At 62.3% G+C, this 23,274-nt stretch carries 22 protein-coding genes; 3 read left to right on the top strand and 19 right to left on the bottom strand.

Annotation, left to right across the window (positions count from 1 at the left end):
- Nucleotides 1–11: 11 nt before the first annotated feature.
- A complete protein-coding gene (locus tag AF337_RS03320; RefSeq protein WP_049731051.1) occupies nt 12–2,516 on the top strand; it encodes a methyl-accepting chemotaxis protein in 2,505 nt (834 codons plus the stop codon).
- A 48-nt stretch (nt 2,517–2,564) separates the two neighbouring features.
- Here AF337_RS03320 and AF337_RS03315 read toward each other — a convergent pair whose 3' ends face one another.
- The 5 genes from AF337_RS03315 to AF337_RS03295 all read right to left on the bottom strand — a co-directional run bounded on the left by AF337_RS03315 (nt 2,565) and on the right by AF337_RS03295 (nt 7,181).
- Nucleotides 2,565–2,816 (bottom strand): RAD52 family DNA repair protein, encoded by a 252-nt coding sequence (locus AF337_RS03315; RefSeq protein ID WP_049731050.1) that lies wholly within the window; start codon nt 2,814–2,816, stop codon nt 2,565–2,567.
- A 148-nt stretch (nt 2,817–2,964) separates the two neighbouring features.
- Nucleotides 2,965–3,477, bottom strand: a complete 513-nt coding sequence (locus tag AF337_RS03310; protein WP_049731049.1) for a hypothetical protein — start codon at nt 3,475–3,477, stop codon at nt 2,965–2,967.
- A gap of 54 nt (nt 3,478–3,531) precedes the next feature.
- Nucleotides 3,532–4,668 (bottom strand): NAD(P)/FAD-dependent oxidoreductase, encoded by a 1,137-nt coding sequence (locus tag AF337_RS03305; RefSeq protein ID WP_049731048.1) that lies wholly within the window; start codon nt 4,666–4,668, stop codon nt 3,532–3,534.
- Nucleotides 4,669–4,750: 82 nt separating this feature from the next.
- A complete protein-coding gene (locus AF337_RS46015) occupies nt 4,751–6,289 on the bottom strand; it encodes an amino acid ABC transporter permease/ATP-binding protein (protein ID WP_049731136.1) in 1,539 nt (512 codons plus the stop codon).
- Nucleotides 6,290–6,353: 64 nt separating this feature from the next.
- A complete protein-coding gene (locus tag AF337_RS03295) occupies nt 6,354–7,181 on the bottom strand; it encodes an ABC transporter substrate-binding protein (protein ID WP_049731047.1) in 828 nt (275 codons plus the stop codon).
- A gap of 176 nt (nt 7,182–7,357) precedes the next feature.
- On the opposite strand from AF337_RS03295, the gene AF337_RS03290 reads away from it, so the two are divergent.
- Complete coding sequence (locus AF337_RS03290; protein ID WP_049731046.1) at nt 7,358–8,428, top strand: LacI family DNA-binding transcriptional regulator; 1,071 nt, start codon at nt 7,358–7,360, stop codon at nt 8,426–8,428.
- 24 nt (nt 8,429–8,452) lie between these two features.
- Here the strand turns inward: AF337_RS03290 and AF337_RS03285 are convergent, their stop codons facing one another.
- From AF337_RS03285 to araD, 11 genes are all read right to left on the bottom strand, one after another.
- Nucleotides 8,453–8,713, bottom strand: coding sequence for a hypothetical protein (locus AF337_RS03285; protein WP_049731135.1), 261 nt, complete (start codon nt 8,711–8,713; stop codon nt 8,453–8,455).
- Nucleotides 8,714–8,807: 94 nt separating this feature from the next.
- Nucleotides 8,808–9,038 carry a hypothetical protein gene (locus AF337_RS03280; RefSeq protein WP_049731045.1) on the bottom strand — a complete coding sequence of 77 codons (231 nt, stop codon included), beginning with the start codon at nt 9,036–9,038 and terminating at the stop codon, nt 8,808–8,810.
- A gap of 317 nt (nt 9,039–9,355) precedes the next feature.
- Nucleotides 9,356–9,604 (bottom strand): hypothetical protein, encoded by a 249-nt coding sequence (locus AF337_RS03275; protein ID WP_049731044.1) that lies wholly within the window; start codon nt 9,602–9,604, stop codon nt 9,356–9,358.
- Nucleotides 9,605–9,671: 67 nt separating this feature from the next.
- Nucleotides 9,672–10,079, bottom strand: coding sequence for a hypothetical protein (locus AF337_RS03270; RefSeq protein ID WP_049731043.1), 408 nt, complete (start codon nt 10,077–10,079; stop codon nt 9,672–9,674).
- 37 nt (nt 10,080–10,116) lie between these two features.
- Complete coding sequence (locus tag AF337_RS03265) at nt 10,117–10,407, bottom strand: hypothetical protein (protein ID WP_049731042.1); 291 nt, start codon at nt 10,405–10,407, stop codon at nt 10,117–10,119.
- 168 nt (nt 10,408–10,575) lie between these two features.
- Nucleotides 10,576–11,637, bottom strand: coding sequence for an Ldh family oxidoreductase (locus AF337_RS03260; RefSeq protein ID WP_184341975.1), 1,062 nt, complete (start codon nt 11,635–11,637; stop codon nt 10,576–10,578).
- A 71-nt stretch (nt 11,638–11,708) separates the two neighbouring features.
- Nucleotides 11,709–13,229 carry an ABC transporter substrate-binding protein gene (locus tag AF337_RS03255; RefSeq protein ID WP_049731040.1) on the bottom strand — a complete coding sequence of 507 codons (1,521 nt, stop codon included), beginning with the start codon at nt 13,227–13,229 and terminating at the stop codon, nt 11,709–11,711.
- A gap of 335 nt (nt 13,230–13,564) precedes the next feature.
- Nucleotides 13,565–15,082 (bottom strand): aldehyde dehydrogenase (NADP(+)), encoded by a 1,518-nt coding sequence (locus AF337_RS03250; protein ID WP_049731039.1) that lies wholly within the window; start codon nt 15,080–15,082, stop codon nt 13,565–13,567.
- A 116-nt stretch (nt 15,083–15,198) separates the two neighbouring features.
- On the bottom strand, nt 15,199–15,909 hold the full coding sequence (locus tag AF337_RS03245) for a ribonuclease activity regulator RraA (protein ID WP_049731038.1): 711 nt from the start codon (nt 15,907–15,909) through the stop codon (nt 15,199–15,201).
- A gap of 22 nt (nt 15,910–15,931) precedes the next feature.
- Complete coding sequence (locus tag AF337_RS03240; RefSeq protein WP_049731037.1) at nt 15,932–17,122, bottom strand: L-talarate/galactarate dehydratase; 1,191 nt, start codon at nt 17,120–17,122, stop codon at nt 15,932–15,934.
- A gap of 9 nt (nt 17,123–17,131) precedes the next feature.
- A complete protein-coding gene (gene araD / locus AF337_RS03235) occupies nt 17,132–18,868 on the bottom strand; it encodes an L-arabinonate dehydratase (RefSeq protein ID WP_082336739.1) in 1,737 nt (578 codons plus the stop codon).
- Between the two features lie 144 nt (nt 18,869–19,012).
- Here araD and AF337_RS03230 point away from each other — a divergent pair, with 144 nt between their 5' ends.
- Nucleotides 19,013–19,732, top strand: coding sequence for a GntR family transcriptional regulator (locus AF337_RS03230; protein ID WP_049731035.1), 720 nt, complete (start codon nt 19,013–19,015; stop codon nt 19,730–19,732).
- Between the two features lie 29 nt (nt 19,733–19,761).
- On the opposite strand, the gene AF337_RS03225 is transcribed toward AF337_RS03230, so the two are convergent.
- From AF337_RS03225 to AF337_RS03215, 3 genes are read right to left on the bottom strand one after another with little or no spacing between them, the layout of a single operon-like run.
- On the bottom strand, nt 19,762–20,709 hold the full coding sequence (locus AF337_RS03225; RefSeq protein WP_049731034.1) for a 2-hydroxyacid dehydrogenase: 948 nt from the start codon (nt 20,707–20,709) through the stop codon (nt 19,762–19,764).
- Complete coding sequence (locus tag AF337_RS03220) at nt 20,706–22,340, bottom strand: ABC transporter ATP-binding protein (protein ID WP_049731033.1); 1,635 nt, start codon at nt 22,338–22,340, stop codon at nt 20,706–20,708. Before AF337_RS03220 ends, AF337_RS03225 begins: the two co-directional genes overlap by 4 nt.
- Entirely contained in the window at nt 22,333–23,274 is a 942-nt protein-coding gene (locus tag AF337_RS03215; protein ID WP_193393564.1) for an ABC transporter permease, read from the bottom strand. The genes AF337_RS03220 and AF337_RS03215 overlap by 8 nt, the downstream gene beginning before the upstream one ends.

The raw sequence follows: 23,274 nt of genomic DNA, 5'->3' as shown, positions 1-23,274 counted from the left end.
GGGAGGGGTTGATGTTGGGCAGGCTGTTGTCACGTGTGCGCATTCAGACGCAGGTGATGGTTTTCATCGTTCCGTTCATCGTGAGCATCATGGCCGTGGGCGCCATGGGCTTTTATGCATCGAGCCTGCTTCAGGGGCGGATGGATATTTCCAACTCCGTCCTGCAGTCCTTGAGCGGCTTTCGCGATCTGTCCGCCGCAATGGCCGACTTCCTTGCCAATGCCACGCAGGAAAACCGGGACGCCGTTACCGCCAGGCTTGCCGATCAGCGCACTCTATTGAAATCCGGTCTCGACCGGCTCGCCGCCGATCGCAGCGGCCAGCAGGAGTTGGAGCAGACGCTGTCTTCCATCGACGGAATTTCCGCTCGCATGGATACTCTGTGGCAGCTTCAGGAGAGCCGGGCAGCATTGCTTGCCGATCTCCAGAAGGCGCAGAGCGTCGTCGTGTCGTCCCAGACGGATATCGTTGAAGGTGCCAAGGTTCTCCAGCGTGCTGCCGACAGCCAGGAAGACGAAGCCCGCAATAGGCTGGGCGACGCACAGCGCATATCGGACTTCGCCTCCTTCGCCCAGTCGCTGAACGACAAGGCTCAAGCCGCCGGCCCGATCGGCAGCCCCGACATGGAGGAACTCGCCCGGCAGCAGCGCATCGTGGGGATGGCGCTGGGCGGCGAGGCGCCGGAGGCCAAAAAGACGATCGACGATGCCATTGCCGCCTTGAAGCCGCTTGTCGAAACCGCCGGCCAGGCCGAGGAGCGTGCAGCCGGCCTCAAGGATGCGATGGGTCAGATCGTCGCCAGGCTGCCCGAATTGCAGGCGGTCGCCGCACGCCGGCTGAAGACGGTAACGGATAAGGCGGCCGACACCGCCAAATCGGTCGAGCGCGCCAAGACCGGTCAGAGAGACGGCCAGAAACTGACCACCTCTGCCTACGTGATCCAGATCGTCATGGCGAAACTGACGCTTGCGCCCACGGATGCCAATCTTCAGCGGCTATTGCAGGAAATCATGGCGGTCAGGAAGGGCTTGGACACGTTGGTTTCCAATGCCGGCGGGGTTGCGCAATTCGACAATCTCAAGCCGAAGCTGCTGCCGGCGCTGGATAAGATGCAGAAAGCCGCCACCGACCTCGTCCGCATCAGCGCCCAACGCCAGGACGAATTCCGCGCCGCAGCCGCCGATGTCGACGGCATGTGGTCGCAGTTGACGGCTTTCGCCGAAATGCAGCGGCAGAACGCCGCGGCAGAACGCACCGATGCCAATTCCATGTCTCTGGGAACGACGATCCTCGGCGTGGTGATCGCAATCCTCGCCGGGGTCGGGCTGACGATGACACTCAAAGGCCCGATCAACCAGATCACCTCGGCCATGCGGCGGCTCGCCGACGGCAAGCTCGAAACGTCGATCACCGGCGAAAGCCGGGCCGATGAAATCGGCGACATGGCCCGCGCACTCGGCATCCTCAAGAACAATGCCATCGCCAAGGTCGAGATCGAGGAGCGCAGCGAGATCGAACGGACGCGGGCCGAGGAGGAAAGGCATCGCAACGACGCGGAAAAACGTACGGTCGAACAGCAGATCGACTTTGCGGTGACGGCGCTCGCCGATGGCCTCGGGCGCCTGGCGCGCGGCGACATTTCCCGGACGATCACAACGCCCTTCTTCGGCCGGCTGGAGCAACTCCGCAACGATTTCAATGCGTCGCTGCTTCGCCTGCAGGAAACGATCGACCAGATCCGCACCAACACCCGGATGATCGAAGGCAATGCCGGCCAGATGGATCTGTCGGCGAGCAACCTTGCAAAGCGCACCGAACAGCAGGCCGTCGCGCTTGAGGAAATCGCTGCAGCCATCGAAGAGATCACCACCACGGTTCGTTCGTCCGCGGCCTGCGCCGACGATGCCCGTCAGATCATCGCCGACACCAAAGAGACGGCCGATTCCTCATCCGAGGTCGTGGCCAGTGCGATCGACGCGATGGGCAAGATCGAAGCGGCTTCCGACGAGATCGTACAGATCATCGGCGTCATCGACGACATCGCATTCCAGACGAACCTGCTCGCGCTCAATGCCGGCATCGAAGCGGCCCGCGCCGGCGAGGCTGGAAAAGGCTTTGCGGTCGTCGCCCAGGAAGTCCGCGATCTCGCCCAGCGCTCCGCCGAGGCCGGCCAGCGGATCAAACAGCTGATCGGGCGCTCGCGGGCGGAGATCACCAACGGGGCCCGGGTCGTACGCGAAACCAGCGAAGTCCTCGAAAGCATTTCCGCGAAAGTGGTCACCGCATCCGAGCAAATGGACGTCATTGCCCGCTCGAGCAGGGAACAGTACAACGCCCTGCACGAGGTCAATTCCTCCGTCAACCTGATGGATCAGATGACGCAACAGAACGCAGCCATGGTCGAGGAAACGAGCGCAGCGACGAAGGAACTTGCCGACGAGACGAAGACGCTGCTGCAGCTGATCGACCAATTCCAATTGGATGAAACAGAGGCGCGTCGCGTGAACGCAGCGTAGAGGGCCCGCGCTGCTTCGTAGACGCTTGGCCTCTGATGGGCGGGCGCGTCAGTGACGACTGTAAAGCGGCGGCATCACCTCTTCATCCGAGAGCTCCGGATAGAGCCGCCGGCGTGTACGATCGAGCGCTTCCGCCTCCCTGCGCTTCCGTTCCAGGAGTACGGCCGTGACGTCTTTATAGGGAGCGCCGTCCTTCAAGGCGACGCGGACGATTCCGCCCTGCGAGAGGAAGTCGCAGAACGATCGCACCGAGCGAAGACGTGTCGTAATCTCGATATAGCGGTCGTCATGTCCAGGCATGCTCGCCTCCTTAAGACGTAAAATGTCACGAACACTTCGGCAAGAAGATGACGCTGGTTTCATGACGATCCCAGACCCGATCGGCCATATGCGGAAGCCGGTTCCAAATGCGCAAACAGGTGCAGATTTCGCTTTGGGGCTTTGAACGTCATCCTCTGGCGAATTTCCGGTTCATAGCGGCGGCGACCAAGGGCAGCGCCGTGGTCGCGACGGTCCCGAGAGGCAGTCGCCTGATACCCCGCGTGACGACGAATGCCGCAGCCATGGCGCCGGCGAGCTTCAGCCACGGCTGATTGCCGAGCTGGGCATGGGCGCTGGCATCGGCCCATCGGACGTTTTCAGTCACGACGGCCGCAGTCTGATCTCTGATCACATGAAGGCGGGCCTGGAGGTTTTCGAGCTCCTCCCTCAGCTCCCGCAACCGACTTTCCAGAACATGCTCCTCTGATGCCAGGAACGGTTCCTCGATATAAGCTTCGGCCGAAGTCAAAGCATCCCGGCCAAGCGCGGCAAGGTGGGCCTCGTACTCGGCCTCGCTCGCGAACCCCTCACGCCGGATAAGGTTCGGATTGATGGTCGTCTCCTCTCCGTTCGCCATCCGCGCACCGACATCGTCGTGTCTCTCTTCCGCGCCGACACCGGCGGGCTCGTCTTTAAACATGATGCGTCTCCCGTTGTTTCCTCGGCAGAACGCTCGATGGCTCTATTTGATCCATCACGGCCGCGATGCGCTGAAACGCTCCGGCCGAAACTCCGCCAGCAGCGGATGACGGCGTCCGGTGGCGATCTCGTCCGCCAGCAGTTCGCCGGCGATCAGGCCGAGGGTGGCGCCACTATGGCTGAAGGCAACGAAATAACCCCAGATCGACGGCAGTTCGCCGAAGACCGGCTCGCCGTCGCCCGGAATGGGCTTCGGGCCGACCCCGTAATCGTCGATCTCGAGCCTCGGATTGCCTTCGAGAACTTTCGACGCCTCGCGCAGCAGCCCATCCAGCGTCGATTGTCTGACGTCATAGCTGCCATCCGGCTTCACTCCGACCTCTTCCTCGGACCAGGCGGAATCGAGCGCAAAACCGCCATTGGGCGTCGGCCGGATGGCGACACGGGGGGTGTTGAGCACGGCCTTCAGCGAATGGCGGATCGGCTTGGTCCTGACGAGAAGGGCGACCGGCGTTGCGTCGTCGATATGCTGGCCGGCTTCGGCGACGATTGCCGGAACGTCGCCGCCTGCGGCAAGCAGCACAGACTCCGCGTCCCAGCGCCTGCCGTCTGCTGCGCTCACGCCGCAGACGCGGGCGCCGTCGATGTCAATCGTTGCGCGCCCGGCGTCCGTCACGACCTGGCCGCCGAGCGAACGGAATTCCTCCGCCAGAAGGCCGATCAGCGAGGGAAGATCGACCCAGCCTTCCCCGGGATTGAAGATCGCCCCCTGCGGCGTCACCGCGCCGGTGTCGACGCCGGGCGTCGCGTCGGCAATGTTTTCCTGGGCCAGCCATTGCGCGTGATAGCCGAGATCGCGCTCGAAGTCGAAGACCTCGGCGATCTCATTGCCGGCGTCATCGGCATCCCAGGTCAGGCCGCCATCGAAGCGGAGCCAGGGCGCATCCGGATACCGGGCAGCAAGGGTGCGATAACGGTCGATGCCGGCGAGGCGCAGCCGGTGATAGGCATCGGAGCGTTTCCGGGCCGAATTGAGCCAGGCGAGCGAACGGCCGGAAGCGCCATTGGCAAGCGGCCCGTCGCTGACGAGTACGGTGGCGATCCCGAGGCGAGTGAGATGGACGGCCGTCGAGACGCCGAATATGCCGCCACCGATGACGACGACATTCGAAGGTTTTGGGGAAGCATTCATGTCGATAACCTTATTTCCTGCTATGTCGAACGAATTCCAACGCATCCGTCGCGAGAGCCGGCGGCATGCCTCGCCTCAGGGGTTAGAGGACTTCCGCAAGGAAGCGCCTCAGCCGCTCGCTTTTGGGATGGTCGAAGATCTGCTGCGGGCAGCCGGCCTCGACGATGCGGCCCTCGTCCATGAAGACCACCTGATCGGCCACCCTGCGCGCAAATCCCATTTCATGCGTAACGACGGCCATGGTCATGCCCTGGCGGCCGAGGGCCGCCATCAGGTCGAGAACACCCTTGACCAGTTCGGGATCGAGCGCACTCGTCACTTCGTCGAACAAGATAAGCTCCGGATCCATGGCGAGAGCACGCGCGATGGCGACGCGTTGCTGCTGCCCGCCCGATAGGCCGGTCGGGCGATGATCCCTGCGCTCGGCAAGACCGACCTCGGCCAGACGCGCCTCGGCGATGCGTCGCGCCTCCTGTCTCGGCATCTTCTTGATCTTCGTCAGGGAAAGCATGACGTTCTCAAGGGCTGTGTGATCGGGAAACAGGTTGAAGTGCTGGAACACCATCCCCACCCGCCGGCGCAGCCGTTCCGGTTTCATGGCCAGAATGCTGTCGCCGTCGAGCAGGATGTCACCGGCTTTCGGTTCCACCAGCCTGTTCATGCAGCGCAGCAGCGTCGATTTGCCCGAACCGGAGGGGCCGATGATGCAGGTGACGGTCCCGGCGGCGATGTCGAGATCGACACCCTTCAGCACGTCGAGATCGCCATAGGCCATGGCGAGATCCCGGATGTTCAGGGCGCCGCCCTTGAAGCGCGGTTCCGTCTCCCCGACAGATTCGGCTGCGGGCGGTGGGCTGGCAGCGGCCTGCAATTCGCTCACCTCGGCCAAACCGCTGGCAATGCCCGCGCCGCGGCCCTGTTTTCCGAGCCGCAGTCTCGCATCGATGTAATTGACCAAATGCGTGAGCGGCACGGTGATGACGAGATAGAAAAGACCCGCCAGCAACAAGGGCGACAGATTGCCGGTGACGACAGCCTGATCCTGGCCGACGCGGAAGATCTCCCGCTCGGAGGCGAGCAATCCGAGGAAATAGACGAGGCTGGAATCCTTGACGTTTCCGATGAACTGGTTGACCAGCGCCGGCAGAACGCGCCGGATGCCTTGCGGGATGACGATCAGGCGCATGCCCTGCCCGTAGCTCATGCTGAGCGCCCGGCAGGCTTCCATCTGGCCGCGCTCGACGCTTTGGATGCCCGAGCGGAAAATCTCGCCGATATAGGCCCCGGCGATCAGGCTGAGCGCCAGGATGCCGAGCGGGAATGGCGACGGACCGAAGATCTCCCGCCCGATCCGGGCAAAACCCTGCCCGATGATCAGAATCGTGACGATTGCCGGCAGCCCGCGAAAGATATCGGTGTAGATGCGCGCCGGCAGCCGCAGCCAGCGGGATTGCGAGATGCCCATGACGGCGAGAGCCATGCCGATGACGACGCCGAGCATGGTCGAGGCGGCAGCCAGGATCAGGGTATTCTTCAGGCCGACGCTGATCATGCTCGGCAGCACTTCCGCCATGGCCTCCCAATCCAGGAAGCTGCGGTGCAGATTTTCAAGCCAGTTCATCGAGATCCCCATCGAAGCCCGTGCAGGGCATGACGCCGTCCGCCGAAGCGGACGGCTGGCGGGCTTACTTCTTGGGAAGATACTGGTCCGGCATCGGCGAGCCCGGGAACCATTTTTCGTAGAGGCTCTTCCAGGTGCCGTCCTGCATCGCGTCGTGAAGGGCACCGTTCAGCGCCGTGCGGAAGGCGTCATTTCCCTTGCGGATCACGAAGCCCGCCGGCGCATCGAAGGATGGGATGTTGACCGCAACCTTCAGCGCGGGATAGCGCTCGCCATATTGTTTGGCGGCCTCGTAATCGAGAAAATGCGCATCGACCGTTCCGTTGTTGAGGGCGGCGACGGCGGAATTGTTGTCGGGGAATTTCACCAGATCGGTTTCGCCGAAATTCTTGGCCGCATAGACTTCCTGCAAGGTTCCCTGCACGACACCGAGGCGCTTGCCCTTAAGCCCGTCGGCGTCCTTGATGCCGGCATCGGCAGTCAGGACCGAGAGGTAACCGGCAAGATAGCCGTCGGAAAAATCGACGGTCTTCTTGCGGGCTTCGGTGGTTCCGATCGCTGCAACGGCAACATCGAACCGTTCGTTTGCCACCGACGGCAGCAGTGCCGAAAATTCCTGGCCCGTGAACGTCACCTTGTCTTTCGGAAAGCCGAGTCGGGAGACGACGTTGAGAAACAGTTCGATATCGAAACCGGTGAACTGGCCGTCCGCCGTCGCAAACGTATAGGGCTTGGAATCACCCATCGTGCCGACGCTGATCACCCCGGCCTCGATGAGGTTATAGGGATTGTCGGCCGCAGCCGCAGAGCCCGCCCCCACAGCAAGAAGGCATGTCAGAATGCCGGCCCGCAATGGGGCAAGCGTGGCCGCAAATGATTGAAAAGGCTTCATCGTCGTTCTCCGCTCTGAAAGGAATGCTCTTATCGGCATATTGGTTCGCCCGGCCGCGCATCAGCAGCGGGGACTGTGGAGTAGAAACCGGTCTCTCATATAAAGAGACCGGTCTCACGACATATTTGATATCTATCAATTGACCGGTCGTCAACAACTCTTGTAGTCCTCGATTCATGGAAGATTCCGCTCACCCGAAACGGTCAGTCACGGTCGCCGACGTCGCCAAGACCGCAAAGGTCTCGAAGGCGACGGCCGCCCGCGTGCTCGGCGGCTATGGTGTCGTCAGCGACAAGATCAAGGATGAGGTGATGGCGGCGGCGGCGGCACTCGAATACCGCCCGAACGAGCTCGCCCGGAGCATGAGCACCGGACGCTCAGGCATCATCGGCGTCGTTGTCGGCGATATCGAGAACGCTTTTTTCAGCCTGGCGGTGCGCGGCATCAGCGATGCGGCGCGCCTCGCGGGCTTCAACGTCATCATCGCCAATTCTGGCGAACAGCTCGAAGCGGAAAAATCGGCCGTCGATCTGCTGATCGGCAAGCGCGTCGATGGGCTGATCGTCACGCCGGCCCGCTGCGACCGCCTCGATCACCTGCAGCATGTCCGCCGCGCCGGCGTGCCGCTGGTTCTGTTCGACCGGGCCATCCCGGAGCTCGATGTCGACGCCGTGACCGGCGACGACCGGGAGGCGGCACTCAGCGCGACCCGGCATCTGATCGGCCGGGGACATCGCCGCCTCGCCTATATCTCGGCCATGGAAGCCGAGGAAGGCGGGCTCACCGATATCGCGCGAATCTCGAATTCCGCCGTGCGCGAGCGCGTGGAAGGCTTCGTCAGCGCCCTGACCGAGGCGGGTTTGCCGAACCCTCTTCATTACATCCGGCTCGGCGCCACGGACCAGCATCAGACGGATGCCGTGATCAAACGCCTGCTCTCGGAAATATCGCCGCCGACGGCGCTGTTGGCATCCGATAGCCTCGTCGGCTTGCGCATTTTCAAGTCGCTGCAATCGCTCGGCCTGTCGATCCCTGAGGATGTCTCGATGATTTCATTTCTGGACGCCGACTGGACCAGCGTCACCGTTCCACCGATCACCATCATCGACCAGCGCGTCTACGAACTGGGCAAACTCGCCGGCGAACGGCTCGTCGCCCGCATCGAGGGCAACCAACTTGCCGTGGAACGTCTGCGCGTCGCCACCAGCCTCGTCCTGCGCGGCTCCGTTGCGACGATCGGCCGGTGAGATCCGGCCTAGAGCGGACGTGCTTTAGTCATAGAGCTCGCCGTGACCGATCTGCTCCTGCCTGGCAGATGCGTCGCTGACGGGATCGTCGGCCGGATCGGGATCTTTCTTGTTGGCATCGCTTAGAAACCGGGCGGCCTTAAGCAGCGCCGCCGTTATCTCTTCGGTTGCCCATCCGGCTTCATTGGCGGCTGCAATCAGCTTTTCCAATGCGTCGCGCGCGGCATCGGTCGCCTCTTTGAAGCGTTGCGCAGGCGCTTCGGTTTTCGGCGGTGGAAAGATCATCGGCATTCCCTCCATTGGGTTCGGCTATTGGAGATGAAACGCAGCCCGCGGGAAATGGATGCAAGATCGCCGATTTCGGCGATGACTTTCAGCTTCAGATGACCGTCTGCAACAGAAACGGAGAGCGCTCCAGCGGACGCTGGGCGAGGATCCTCAGCATCGCCGAGCCTTGTATGCCGGTCGTCGTCGTAGAGCGGCCGTCGTGATAGACCACCGTCATGACGCGGCTGAGGCTATCGTACCTGATCTGCGCGATCGTGCGTGTGTGAACCGGAAAGATGAATTCGTGGGGCTGAGATTTTCGCCTGGAGCGCTTCGAGCTCATCGTGATGCTCCAGCAAATTGATGGCAGCATTGACCCGGCCGTCCCCAGCTCAGGATACGCGTGATAGTCGACAACACATCCCTCATCGAGTGTCTCCAATGCGCTCAAAATTCGACCAAGCGACCAAGCGGTCCGTTCCGGCAATCGAACCGGCGGCCTCTAGGTCGGAGACTTGGCCTCACACTACAGACGCCGATCAAGCACATATTGTTTCCATGGTCGCGTGACATCGGCGTGACACGCAGATCACAGCTCGAAAACCAGTCCGGAACGGGCTTGGCGGAATGTCTGTTCTCGCGGGGAGCACCGGCAGCCCATCAATGCAATGTCCTGTGTATCCCATGGGCGCTGGCGGCCTGCGGCCAGCATTCGACGGTGCGCATGAGCGAGCGAATGGCTTCGTCCACGACGAAAACCGCATCCCCGAGCCGTTCGATCTCGTAATGGAGTTCGTACACCTCGACTTCATCGAGACCTTCACCGTCCAGCAACCGCCTGCTGGCCTCGATCAGGCGCTCCGTGCGCCCGACAATATCAAGAGCGCTTCGTATGATGATGTCGAGCATGCAGTTGCCCTCGCTTGAATGACCAAGTCTCGGGCATAATCGGAATACTGACAATCCCGAAATCTTGTCAGATGCGCTCGCGGATGGTGTCGTAGAAATCTCTCATCTCGCGCAGCGCCGATTGATGGCGGCGGCGCGGCAGAGAGGCGCGGTGTCCGGCGAAGGCGAAGCCAGCCGCGACAGCCGCGACGACAAGGAGCGTCGAGGCCGGATAGCGCTTCACCGCCGCTTCCGTCTGACGCATCGCTTTCCCGGCACCGCCCTTTACCGATCGGACGCCACCGAGGATCTGCTGCTGGAGCGAGTCGATTTGCTGTCGCAGCGCGCTCAACTCCTCACGCAAATCCTGATCAGCCTGCCGGGGAACGCCGACAGAGGCCGTGTTGATATCGATGATGGCTTTCGGCACAGGCTCACCGATCTTGGCTCCCTTGGTGTCGAGGGTGGCCGTCTCATTGCTCTTGCGTCGCGGCATGATCAATTCTCCTTCCCAAACCTCAAATCACCCTGTTTTAGTCGTCATCGAGCGAGAAGACCGGCCGATAGTGGCGCTCTGCAATCAGCAAGCTGCGATCAGGCCGGATGATGTAAATTTCCTCGACCTGGCGTCCCCATTGATCTGTAAAGCTGTGCGGGAAAGAAGACCCTATGGGCGATTTCGTCAACTTCGTGCGAGGCTGACCATTGTAGGTGATGCTGCCGGGGATCGGGGCCAGTCCCGCCGACGCGTAATTGCTTTCGCCGGTCGTGCAGCCCGTCAGAATAACGGCAAAGGCCACCCCAAATCCCATACTCCTTTTCATCGAACCTCCAGCCGTTCCGTCCGTTGCGCGTCACTTGACCCATCTCGCCAATGTAACAGGAGACGACAGAGATTGTTCCAGAATCGGATGGAGACGTCGGAACAAGTTGTCCTTAACGTCATGACGGTCGCCTTCAGCGCGGCATGGCGCGTGCAAGGCCGTGCCCCTTCAGGCGACGACGTCAGGGATCGGCAAGCCCAGGATCTCGGCATGCTTACAGAGCTTCTCCCATGCCGCCTCGCCGACCGGCACGCCCTCTTCCAACGCCGAGCGACGTCTTCGGGCTGCGCTGTCACCCGGCATGCGGACCGGGCCATTGTTCCAGGGCGCGGAAGGGTTGCTGCGGCATGCGGAGGCGAGAAAATCGGACTGAGCGGTAAAGGCATCCAGCCCGACGAAAAAGGCGGGGTCGATGACCTGAAGAAAGGCGCTTTGCGAAAACACGCCAGGCGGCGCGTTCGCCCGTCCCTTGCCGGAAAGCCCCTGTCCCAGCAACTCGACGATCAGCCCGAGCCCAAAGCCCTTATGACCCTTCAACTGGCCACCAAGCGGCATCATCGTCCCGCCGCGTTCGGTCACCTCGCGCGGATCATCGGTCGGCTCACCTGCGGCGGTGAAAGCCCAGGCTTCGGGGAATTTCCTGCCGGCCTTCGCCAGGTCTTGTGTCATCGTCGTAGTGGTGATCGAAGCCGAGACGTCGATCAGGATCGGATCCCCGGATGTCGGGAATCCGGCCGCTATCGGGTTCGGCGTCAGCAGCGGCTTGGTGCCGCCATAGGGCGCGACACGGCTTGCCGCCGGATGCGATACCGACAGCTGCACGATCAGGCCCTGCTCGGTAACCTGCCGCATGAAGGCTGACAGAGCGCAGGTATGATGGCAGTTTCGGATTGCCGCGGTGACGACGCCGCGATCGCGCACACGTTCGCAGGCCTGCTCGATCGCCTTTGTCAAGAGCCACGCACCCGGCAAGGATTTGCCGTCCCAGACAAAGGCTGCGCCGCGGTCATTGACCACCTCGTAGCTGCCGGACTTCGCCAGCGAACCGTCCTCCAATGCTTCGACATACCAGTTCACAAGGCTGACGCCATGCGTTTCGTGGCCGATCATGTCGCCTTCCACCAGGACGGCGGCTGTGGTTTCGGCCTTGTCGGCTTCCATCCCGGCGCGGATCAATATCTGCTCGGCGAATTGGGTGAGGGCAATGCGGTCAATCAGCGGCATAGGCATCCATCCGTCATGTCATGGAAAGCGCGGGCCATTCAGGAAAAGGCGGCCCGCGCTTCAATCCGCAAACCAGCTTACTTGAAGCGGATCTGCGACAACTGCAGTTCGGAATTCGTCGCGATCGTCGGCTTGAAGTCGAGACGCGGCGAAACGCGGGTGAAGCCGACCATATGAAACATCGGTATATCGGCGATGATCTCGGTGTTCACCTTGGCGAAAAGCTCCTTCCAAAGTTTTGTGCGCTCGTCGCCGGTGGCTGAAGTCGCCTTGGCGATGAGGGCGTCGACCGTGGGATCCCGAACCATGGAGTGAGAGCCGTCGGTCGCGTATTTGACGAATGCGGTGAAGACGGGATCACCGGTGGCATTGTCATGCTGCGACTGGGTCAATGTCGGGCCGGAATCGGCGACGAAAGGTGCAACGAAATAGCCGTTCCACACGGAAACGTCGTACATGTCGAGCTTGACGTTCAAACCGACGTCCTGAAGCATGGCCATCATAGCTTCCATCGCTTCGGTGGCGTTGGGATATTGCCCGTTGCGGCCGATGATGCGGATCTCTTGATCGACCGGGACGCCGTCAGCTTTCGCCGCCTTGACCAGTTCCTTTGCCTTTTCAGGATCATAGGGCCAGGCGGGGATATCGGCATTGTAGCCGATCGTTGTGGGCACAACGAGCTGCGTGGCGATCTTCGCCTGTTCGGGAAATAGTGTTCCGAGCATTGCCTGACGATCGATGGCAAGATTCATCGCTTCGCGTATGCGCCGGTCGTTGAGGGGTGCTGCGCGGGTATCGATGCGCAGCGATGTCGTCTCCGAATTCGGATAGGCGAAATCGGTTTCCTTGTTGGTGGCATCCTGCACCGATACGGCCGGAACGATATCGGCTTCGCCGGCATCGACCATGGCGGCAGCGACCGCGCTGTCCGAGCGGAACAGGTAGGTGGCCTGCTCGACCTGGGGCTTCTCCCCCCAATAATCCGGATTGCGCTTCAGCACGATCGACTGGCCGATCTCCCATTTGTCGAACGTATAGGGGCCGGTGCCGATCGGCTTGCGGGTGAATTCGTCTGCAGGCGTCGCCTCGGCCGATTCCACGGCCATCACCGTCATCAGCAACGGCAGAATCGGCTGGGCCGGTTTTGTCGTAATGCGGATCGTGTTGGCATCCGGCGTCTCGAAGCTGAATTCCGTGCCGCCGAAATATTTGCCGCCGGTTTCACAGCTGAGCTTCTTGTTCTTGTTGCGCTCGATCGTGAACTGGACGTCTTTGGCGGTGAACGGCTTGCCGTCGTGCCATTTGACGTTCGGGCGCAGCTTGAATTCCCAAGTGTCGTCGTCGATCTTCGACCACTCCGTCGCCAGGCGGGGTTTGAGGCCGCCATTGACGTAGTCGAATTCGACCAGCATCTCGTTGACGTTTTCGGACATGACCCGGCCGACGTCCTGGCGCGCCGCCATGCAGGGCTCGACGACATCGACGGTCTCGGCAAGCACGACAGTGACGTTGCTCTTGGCATCGTCAGCGTGTGCCGAGCCAGTGCTCAGCCCGATCATCGCGGTTGAAATACAGGCAGCAACCAAATGCAGTTTCATTTCGTTCTCCTCCCATGCGCCGGCGGCGCTCCTTACAGCGAATCTTCGTCCTATTTCCGGTGATCCGGCCCTCGCCTCCTCCTGAGAAAGCCGATCTAATGCGCAAATGCACTAATATACTAGTTGAATGGAGCGATCAAGCGCGGTGGCCGAAACACGGGCACTCTCTAAGTCTGGAACGCTTGGTTTCTAGCCGGCCGAAGCAATCAGTCCGCGCGGCATGTCGACCTCTTCATCGGTAAGATCGGTCAGCGGCGCAGGCATTGATCTGCCTCGAATCCGGCGAATGATCTCGCGAAGTTTCGTCGCAGCGATCAATTTGTTGCTCCCCGGTTTCAGTTGCGCAGGTCTTGGGGCAACAGGCCGGCGGGGAAATTCTGGTAGGCGACGGGGCGCAGAAACCTGCGGATCGACATGGTCCCGACGCTGGTCGCACCGAAATTGGTCGAGGCCGGATAGGGACCGCCATGCACCATGGAATCGACAACCTCGACGCCGGTCGGGAAGCCATTGACCAGCAATCGGCCCGCCTTCCTTTCGAGGATCGGCAGCAGGTCGCGGGCAAGGCCAAGATCGGCGTCGTCCATATGGATCGTCGCCGTCAACTGCCCCTGGAAGCTTTCGGCAAGGGTGAGCATCTCTTCCGGCGAGCCGACGCGCACCACCAGACCGAGAGAACCGAACACCTCTTCGCTGAGCGAATGATCGGCAAGCCAGGCCGAACCATTGGTCTCGAACAGGTTCGGGGCTGCGTCCCGACCGGCGCTCTTTACAGAAAGTACCGGCGCGACGGCATTGCTCGCCCGCATGCGCTCGACACCGTCGTGATAAGCGGTTGCGATGCCTTGGGTCAGCATCGTCTGTGGCGCCACCTTTTCGAGAGCCGACTTGGCGGCGCCGGCAAACCTGTCCGCCTCCGGCCCATCGACCACGACGGCGATACCGGGTTTGGTGCAGAACTGGCCGGCTCCGAGCGTCAGGGAGCCCGCCCAGCCTGAACCGATCGCCTCAGCCCGGGCGGCGGTCGCGGCCGGCAGCAGGAACATCGGATTGACGCTGCCGAGCTCCCCGAAAAAGGGGATCGGTTCGGGGCGCTGGGCGCAAAGGTCGAAGAGCGCACGACCGCCGGCAAGCGATCCGGTAAAGCCGACCGCTTTGATGGCGGGATGCGTCACCAGAGCCGTGCCGACATCGCGGCGCCCGCCCTGGATCAGGCTGAAGACGCCGGCCGGCATTCCGGTACGCTCGATCGCAGCGGCGACCGCCTCGGCAATGATCTCGCCGGTGCCGGGATGAGCTGAATGTCCCTTCACCACGACCGGGCAGCCGGCGGCAAGCGCGGCTGCCGTATCGCCGCCAGCCGTCGAGAATGCCAGCGGAAAATTCGAGGCGCCGAAGACGGCGACCGAGCCGATCGGCCGCTGCACCAGGCGGATTTCGGGCCGCGGCGCCGGCTGCCGATCGGGTTGCGCCGCGTCGACACGCGCGTCGAGATGCGCGCCCTTGCGGATATGCTCGGCAAACAGCTTGAGCTGGCCCGTGGTGCGGGCACGCTCGCCATTGAGCCGGCCTTCCGGGAGCCCCGTTTCCTGAGTTCCGATGAGGGTGACGGCCTCGCCGCGTCTGTCGATCTCCTCGGCGATCGTCTCGAGGAAAATGGCGCGCTCCTCGCATGTCTTTGCTGAAAACGCCGCAAAAGCGGCTTTGGCAGCGCGGCACGCGCGGTCGACCAGTTCCGTCGTCCCGACCGCGAAGTCATGGGCCGGGCCGTGCGCCGGCTCGGAGCGAAATGTCGTCGTTCCGGCAATCCACTCGCCGGCAATGAGATGCCTGCCTGAAGGGGTCCAGCTCATTCTTATCCTCCTCGGTGGAGCCTCGCTCCGTCCTGATGCGGTGATCCGTTGTTCAAGATGCGCGGCTTAGAACGGGATGTCGTCCGAAAACCGCTCACACTTTTCGGCATCATGCTTTAGCGGTCGTTCACCTTTCGCCATTCGGCAAAGAGCGTCAGATTACTTTCGTCGGTGGCCGGATAGAGGCCGATGATCGTATGTCCCTGCTTGACGCGCTCCGTGACGAAATCCTCGTAAGCAGTCATCTCCACCGCTTCGTCGGCGATCTCGTCGGCGATCTCGGCCGGAATGACGATCACGCTGTCGTCGTCGCCAACCATGATATCACCAGGGAAGACCGCCACGTCGCCGCAGCCGATCGGCACGTTTATGTCGATCGCCTCGTGCAGCGTGAGGTTGGTCGGGCTGGAGGGACGATGGTGATAGGCGGGAATATCAAGGCCGCCGATGGTCATGGCGTCGCGGAAGCCGCCGTCGGTGACGACGCCGGCGCCGCCGCGCATCATCAGACGGGTAATCAATATGTCGCCGGCCGAGGCCGCCCGCGGATCCTTGCGGCTGTCCATCACCAGAACATGACCTTCGGGGCAGGTCTCGATGGCAAGCCTTTGCGGATGTTTCGGGTTCCGAAACACGTTCATCGCATTGCGGTCCTCGCGCGCCGGCATGTAACGCAGCGTGAAGGCCGGCCCCACCATGTTGCGGCCCTTCGGCTGCACCGGCCGGACATCCTGAACCGTCTGGTTTCTCAGGCCGCGCTTGAACAGCGCCGAGCAGAGCGTCGCGACCGAGACACCCATCAGCTTTTCACGGGTTGCGGGGTTCATATTTCCTTCTCCTCGTTCAAATTCAGCTGCCGAAGCTGCGTGTTTCCACGGTCCAGTCACGGGCATTGCCCGTCAGGCTGCAGCCAAGCCCCGGACGCGCGGGCACGATCATCCGGCCATCCCGAATGTCGAGCTGCTCGTTGAACAGTGGCGCCAGCCAATCGAAATGCTCTACCCACGGCTCGTGCGCATAGGCGGCCGCCAGGTGCAGATGGATTTCCATGGCGAAATGCGGCGCCAGGCGCATGCGTTTCGCCTCGGCTTGCGTGCAGATGCGGAGAAACGGCGTGATGCCGCCGACACGCGGCGCATCCGGCTGAATGAAGTCGACCGCGTCAGCGCGGATCAGGGCCATATGTTCGTCGGCGCTTGCCAGCATCTCGCCGGTGGCGATCGGTGTGGCGAGTTCGCGCGCCAGTGCGGCATGGCCTTCGGCGTCATAGGCATCGAGCGGTTCTTCGATCCATTCGAGATTGAGCGGCTCGACCAGCCGGCCGAAGCGCAACGCCGTCGTGCGGTCCCATTGCTGGTTGGCATCGACCATTAGCGGCACACGGCCGTCGATATGGCTGGTCACGGCATCAAGCCGGCGAAGGTCGATCATCGGGTCCGGCTGCCCGACCTTGATCTTGATGCCGCCGATACCGGCGGCGATCGAGTGATCGATGGCATCGCGGATTTCCTCGACACTCGACGACAGGAAGCCGCCTGACGTGTTGTAGCAGGCGACGCTGTCGCGATAAGCGCCGAGCAATTTTGCCAACGGCAGGCCGGCCCGTTTTGCCTTCAGGTCCCAGAGGCAGATGTCGATGGCGGCAATGGCCTGCGTCGCAATGCCGGAGCGTCCGACCGAGGCTCCGGCCCAGCAGAGCTTGTCCCATATCCGCGCCGTGTCGCTGGGATCTTCGCCGATCAGATTGTCGGCAATCTCGCAGGCATGCGCATAAAGAGCGGGGCCGCCGGCCCGCTTCGAGTAACTGAAGCCGAGACCGCTATGGCCGGCTTCGGAGACGATCTCGCAAAACAGAAATGCCACCTCAGTCAGCGGCTTCTGCCGGCCCGTCAAAACCTTGGCGTCGCTGATCGGCCGCGCCAACGGCAGATAAGCGAGCGACAGCGTGACCGAGCGGATGGCGTCCAGCTTGGCCGGGCCGGCCGCAAAGCCGGCCTTGGGCGGCTGTGCGGGGATCGTGCGTCGATTGGGATCAAACATCGTGGTGCCTCAGTTGATAGCCGGTTCAGCAGTCTTGCCACCGAATTCCGTCGTCAGGAAGTCGAAGTCGCAGCCTTTGTCGGCCTGCTCGATATGCTTGGAGAACATGAAGCCGTAACCGCGCTCGTAATGCCTTATCGGCGCCACCCAGGCGGCACGCCGCGCTGCGATCTGCTCTTCGGAAACCAGCATATTGAGGCTGCGTGCCGGAATGTCGAGCTCGACCATGTCACCGGTTCGCAACAATGCCAGCGGCCCGCCGATGTAGGATTCCGGCGCGGCGTGCAGCACGCAGGCGCCGAAGCTCGTTCCGGACATGCGGGCATCCGAAATGCGCACCATGTCGCGCAGGCCAAGCTTCAATAACGCCTTCGGCATCGGGATCATGCCCCATTCCGGCATGCCGGGCCCGCCCTGCGGGCCGGCATTGCGCAGCACCAGCACCGTATCAGGCGTCAGCGGATAATCGGGATCGTCGATGATCTTCTTCATCTCCGCATAGCTGTCGGCGACCAGCGCTGGACCGCGATGGCGATGGAACTTCGGGTCGCAGGCCGCCGGCTTGATGACCGCGCCGTCGGGACACAGATTGCCCTTGAGTACTGCCAGCGAACCTTCGTGATAGACCGGGTTCGACAATGGCCGGATAACGTCGTCATTGTAGATTTTCACCTGGTCGAGGCCGTCCACCAAGGGCTTGCCCGTGACGGTTATCGCGGTTGGATCCAGCTTGTCGCCGAGCTGCTTCATCAGCGCCCGCAAGCCGCCCGCATAAAAGAAATCCTCCATCAGGTAGGTCGAACCGGACGGCCGGATGTTGGCAAGAACCGGCGTGGTGCGGCCGATGCGATCGAGGTCATCGAGCTCCAGCGGCACGCCGGCGCGCCGCGCCATGGCGATCAGATGGATGATCGCATTGGTGGAGCAGCCGGTCGCCATGGCGACCGTGACTGCATTGTCGACGGAGGCCGGCGTGATGATCTTGTCCGGCGTCAGATCCTCCCACACCATATCGACGATGCGGCGGCCGCAGGCTGCCGACATGCGCTGGTGGTTGGCGTCGGCCGCCGGAATCGAGGAAGCGCCCGGCAGCGTCAATCCCATAGCCTCGGCGATCGCCGTCATCGTCGACGCTGTGCCCATGGTCATGCAATGGCCGTAGCTGCGGGCAATGCCGCCTTCGATGCCCTGCCACTCCTCTTTGGTGATCGTGCCGGCACGCCGCTCATCCCAATATTTGAAACCGTCGGTGCCGGAGCCGAGCGTCTTGCCGGCGTAATTGCCGCGGAGCATCGGACCGGCCGGCAGATAAACAAAGGGAATGCCCATGCTGACCGCACCCATGACAAGGCCGGGTGTCGTCTTGTCGCAGCCGCCCATCAGAACGGCGCCGTCGACAGGATGGCTGCGCAACAGCTCCTCGGTCTCCATCGCCAGCATGTTGCGGTAGAGCATCGTCGTCGGCTTGACGAAATTTTCGGAAAGCGAAAGAGCGGGCAATTCCATCGGGAACCCGCCCGACTGAAGAATGCCCCGCTTCACCCATTCCACGCGTTCGCGGAAATGCATGTGGCACGGCTGGGCGTCGGACCAGGTGTTGATGACGGCAATGATCGGCTTTCCCTGCCAATCCTCCGGCGCATAGCCCATCTGCATGGTCCGCGACCGGTGACCGAACGAACGCTGATCATCCGGCAGCATCCATCGGGCCGACCGCAATTCCTCGTAAATTTTCCTCGCGGCCACGGCTTTCTCCCACCTTTTTGCGTGCTCCTCCGCACACCTTCTTCCAACTGATATTTTAGTTTCCCATATATATCAACGGCAACTTTGCATTCTTGTGCATTAGGGCGTGCAAAGCTATGAATGGAGTGAAAAGGATTGCCTCACATGAATTCCCAGTTCGCCTCCACATTCGGCCTGACTGCACCCGGTTTTCCACCCGCGGCCGGCAGCACCGTCCAGCGCGTCTATGATGATCTGAGAAAGCGCATCATCACCATTCAGCTGCCGCCGGACACCACGCTGTCGCGCACCGAGCTTACCGAGACCTATGAAGTCAGCCAGACCCCCATTCGTGACGCGTTGCAGCTCCTCAAACAGGAAGGCCTGGTGCGCATTTACCCGCAGTCCCGCACCGTGGTGACCAGGATAGACGTCCTGCAGATATACGAGGCGCATTTCCTTCGCGTCGCGCTGGAATCGGAAGTCTGCCGCCGCCTCGCGACCGATCCGGATCCGGATCCAAGCGTCATCACGCGCGCCCGCTCGATCATCAAAATGCAGTCGGCCGTCGCCGACGACGTCGACCAGATCGCCATCTTCCAGGAACTCGACGAACTCTTTCACCAGACCTTGTTCGCAGGCGCCAAGCGCAGCAGCCTGCATCAACTGGTTCGCGAGCGGTCCGGCCATCTCGAGCGCCTTCGCCGTCTGCACCTGCCCGAAAAGGGCAAGATCATGAGCATCCTCGACGGCCACCACGCCATCATCGACGCGATTGCCGCCCGCGACGAACAGGGTGCGGTCGATGCGATCCGCGAGCATCTCAGCCGCACCGTCGCGAAAGTGGAAGAGCTCAGGAAGGAGTTCCCGGACTACTTCGTCTGAGCCTGCCGCGCCGCGGATTTCCACCGGGGTCAATTGACCGGCGTCAGCAGCGGCCTGCCTGCGAAGAAGGCGGCAAGGTTGTCGACCGTCAATTGCGCCATCCTGTCGCGCGTTTCCTCGGTGCCACTGGCGTGATGGGGATAGAGCACGACATTATCGAGCGCTGCAAAGCGCGGATCGGGATGGGGTTCGTTGAGGTAGACATCGATGCCGGCCGACGCGATCCGCCTCTCCTGCAGGGCCCGGATCAGCGCCGGCTCATCGACCACGGTGCCGCGGGCAATGTTGATGAAGCTGCCCGCCGGGCCGAGCGCGTTCAGCACCTCAGCCGAAATCAAACCTTCGGTCGAGGCCCCGCCCGGCGTCGCCACGATCAGGATATCTGCCCAGTCCGCCAGTTTCACCGGCTCGTCGAAATAGGCAAAATCGTTGCCGGCTTTTTTCGTCCGTCCGGAATAGCCGACCGTCAGCCCGACAGCCTCGCATCGCCTGGCAATCGCCATACCGATGCGGCCGAGGCCGACAATCCCGGCCTTCTTGCCCGACGTCGACGTTGTCAGCGGCATCATGCCGTTGCGCCCCCATTCGCCGGAGCGCACATAGCGGTCGCCTTCCGGCAGGCGCCGGCGGGCCGCCAGCATCAGAAGCAGCGCCGTGTCGGCAACGTCGTCGCACAGGACCTCGGATGTGTTGGTGAGCTTGATGCCGCGCCGCGTCATCGCCTCGACATCCATCTGGTCGTAGCCGGCCGAGGAACAGGCGGCAAGCTTCAGCGCCGGCAACTTCGCAAGCAGCGCCTCGTCGATCGTCACATGGCCGTTGCAGACCAGAGCCGTGCAGATCGGGCCGGATTTGGCCAGAAGAGCATCGCGTTCCCGGCCTTCTGCAAGGTCCAGCCGGTGCAGCGTATAGATCTCCTCCAGCCCTGCCATCTGACGGGGCCGGAGCGGGTAGGCGACGATGACATCGGGCTTCATGCGGGAACGAGTCCTTCCTGTGTGAGGCGTGCGGCGCGCCGGGCGGCCTGGATTTCGGGATCGGGATCGAGGCCGGCGGCAAGCAGCGCCTGGGTATAGGGGTGGGCGGGCGCATTGAAGATCCTGGCCACGGGCCCCTCCTCGACAATTTCGCCGGCCTTCATGACGATGACGCGGTCGGCGAAATCGCGAACCACCGGCAAGTCGTGCGCAATGAAAAGATAGGACAGGCCGAATTCGCGACGCAGGCCTTCGAGCAAGGCAATCACCTGCGCCTGGATCGACACGTCGAGCGCCGAAACCGCCTCGTCGCAGATGATCAGTTTCGGCTCCATCGCCAGCGCGCGGGCAATGGCGATGCGCTGGCGCTGACCGCCGGAGAATTGATGCGGATAGCGGTCCGCCATATCCGGCTTCAGACCGACCTTGATCAGCAATTCGGCCACCCTCTCCTTCCACCTTGCTTTCGGCAGGATCTCGGGGTGAATGACCCAGGCCTCAGAAATCAGCCTGAACACGGTCATTCGCGGGTTGAGCGACTGTGTCGGGTCCTGAAAGACCATCTGCAAATCACGACGCAGCCCGAATATTTCTCTCGAGGTCATCGCAAGCAGATCATTGCCGCGGTAAAGGACCTGGCCCTCCTGCGGATCGTCGAGGCGAACGATCGCCCGGGCAAGGGTCGACTTGCCGGAACCGCTCTCGCCGACGACCGCGACGGTTTCGCCGGGCATGATGACGAGGTCGACACCTTTCAGGGCCTGGAAGGCACCAAAACTCTTCTTCAAGCCGATGGCGCGCAGCAGCGGCTCGCCCTGCCGGTCACGCTCCTGCGCCATTGCGCCCTTCCCCGGTGCGGCGGCAATCAGCTTCTTCGTATAGGCGTTCTGCGGATTGCGATAGACTTCGGCAGCATTGCCGGTTTCGACGACGCAGCCGGAATTCATCACCACGACCCGGTCGGCGATCTCGGCAACGACGCCGAGATCATGCGTGATCAGCAACAGGCCCATTCCGGTTTCCTGCTGCAACTCCTGCAGAAGTTCGAGCACCTGAGCCTGCACCGTAACGTCAAGCGCGGTGGTGGGTTCATCGGCAATCAGGATGTCCGGCTTGCAGGCGATCGCCATGGCGATCATCAGGCGTTGCCGCTGTCCGCCGGAGAACTGGAACGGATATTTGCGCATCGCCGCCTGCGGATCGGTGATGCCGACGCGTCCGATCAATTCGAGCGCCCTGGCGCCGGCGCGCTCAGCGGGTTCACCGTGCGTGGTCATCATTTCGGTGATTTGCCAGCCGACCGGATAGACCGGGTTGAGATGGGCCAGCGGGTCCTGAAAGATCATGGCGATCCTCGCGCCGTTGATCGAACGCCGCTGCTCGGGCGTCATTGTCAGCATGTCGCACCCATTCAGGAGAATGGTGCCGCTGGTGATCCTGCCGGGCGGCATATCGATCAGGTTCATGACGGCCGAGGCGGAGACCGATTTACCCGAACCGCTTTCTCCGAGAATTGCCAGCGTCTCGCCGCGGTCGAGATGCCAGCTTACGTCCTGTACTGCCTTGACGGTGCCGGTGAGCGTGTGGAACTCGACCGAGAGGTTACGCACGTCGAGAAGATGTTCAGCCATTTTTCCCGCCCCTCATTTCCCTGCCTCTCATTTCAAGGCGCCAGCGTTGCGTCGGATCGAGCGCGATGCGCAGCCAATTCGACAGGAGGTTCAGCGACAGCGTCGTCAGGATGATGGCAAGGCCGGGCCAGAAGGACAGCCACCAGGCATTGGTGAGATAGGGCCGTCCTTGGGCAACCATGAGACCCCAGGTGATCTCAGGCGCCTGAATGCCGATCCCCAGGAACGACAGCGAGGATTCCGCCAGCATGACGAAGGCGAAATCGAGCGTCGCGATGGTCACCAGCGTCGGAAAGATCACCGGCAGGATGTGATTAAAGACGATGCGCCGGTTCGATGCCCCCATCACCTTCGCCGCCTGCACGAACATCCGCTCGCGCACCTCAAGCACTTCGGCGCGGGCGGTGCGCAGATAGATCGGAATACGGGTGATTGCCAGGACGAGGACGATATTGGTGACCGAGGGTTCGAGCATATAGAGCACGATCACCGCCAGAAGCAGCGACGGAAAGGACATGATGACGTCGCCGAGGCGCATGATCCATTGAGCCGCGGACGAGCGGCTGTAACCCGCCACCAGTCCGAGCGCCGTGCCGACGACGGAGGAGGCAAGCACCGCCGCCGCCGCAACCAGGATGGTGTTTTGCGCCGCCACGACGACGCGGGCCAGAAGCGGCCTGCCCAGCGCATCGGCGCCAAGGACGTAAAGCCATCCGCGGGTGAGATCGAAGGGCGGCGCGTTTCGACCCCGCAGGTTCTGCTTGGTGGCGATGCCCTCCAGCAGAAACGGGCCAAGCAGCGCACAGAGAAGAACGATCAGAAGGAACAGAGCGGCGAAGAAGGCCAGCTTGTCCGCCCACAGCATGGTCAGCCAGCGCCCGATCGGGCCGCTCGGCTTTTTCTCGATGAGGATTTGGGTGTCGGTCATCGCCAT

This window comes from Rhizobium ecuadorense, assembly GCF_001187535.1.
Taxonomy (GTDB): Bacteria; Pseudomonadota; Alphaproteobacteria; order Rhizobiales; family Rhizobiaceae; genus Rhizobium; species Rhizobium ecuadorense.
This window is presented reverse-complemented; position numbering and strand designations above follow the sequence as displayed.